Consider the following 731-nt stretch of genomic DNA (forward strand, 5'->3'; position numbering starts at 1 on the left):
GTTGTTGCCGGCTACCACGATCTTCGCCATCTCGGCGGGCACGCCCTTGACCCGGTACCCCCACTTCCGGGCGGTCTTCACCGCCGTCTCCACCGCCTCCGTGCCGGTGTTCATCGGCAGCACCGTCTCCATGCCGCACAGCTCGGCGAGCTCCTCGCAGAACGCCGCGAACCGGTCGTGGTGGAAGGCCCGGGACGTCAGCGTCACCCGCTCCAGCTGCGCCTTCGCCGCCTCCACGAGCCGCCGGTTGCCGTGCCCGAAGTTGAGCGCCGAGTAGCCCGCCAGCAGGTCCAGAAAGCGGCGCCCCTCCACGTCCGTCATCCAGGCCCCGTCCGCGGTGGCGACCACCACGGGCAGCGGATCGTAGGTGTGCGCACTGTGGGCGTCGGCCGCGGCGACGAGCTGCTCCGTAGCGTTCACGGGACCTCCCTGAGATGGCGGTGGCCTCCTTCCTATCGTCGCTCGGATGGTGGACGCGGGAGCCGGCCTTCTGGCGTGCCCGGTAGGCTGACCGGCGGGTCGTGACTGGCGCGCTGGGATGGGATGAACCATCGGGGAGCGGCCCCTGGACTTCGTCCAGCACCGAGTGCCGTGCGCCTGGGCCGTACCGTGAACGCTGAACACGACGTCCGGAGGTCCCCATGCCAGCCGAACCCCTCTCTCCCGAGTCCACCGCCTTCCGTGCCGCCCTCGACGTGATCCGCGCCGTCGAGCCGCGCGTGGCCGACGCC

At 71.1% G+C, this 731-nt stretch carries 1 protein-coding gene and 1 riboswitch; the gene reads right to left on the minus strand.

The window, feature by feature from the left end; genetic code table 11:
- Nucleotides 1-420, minus strand: a 420-nt coding sequence (locus ACWBNA_RS47845) for an aminotransferase class III-fold pyridoxal phosphate-dependent enzyme (RefSeq protein ID WP_482710883.1), incomplete at its 3' end; no start/stop codon positions are given.
- A gap of 91 nt (nucleotides 421-511) precedes the next feature.
- A riboswitch (ZMP/ZTP riboswitch) is annotated at nucleotides 512-610 on the plus strand.
- Nucleotides 611-731 lie beyond the last annotated feature (121 nt).

It is taken from the genome of Streptomyces sp. Q2, assembly GCF_056820935.1.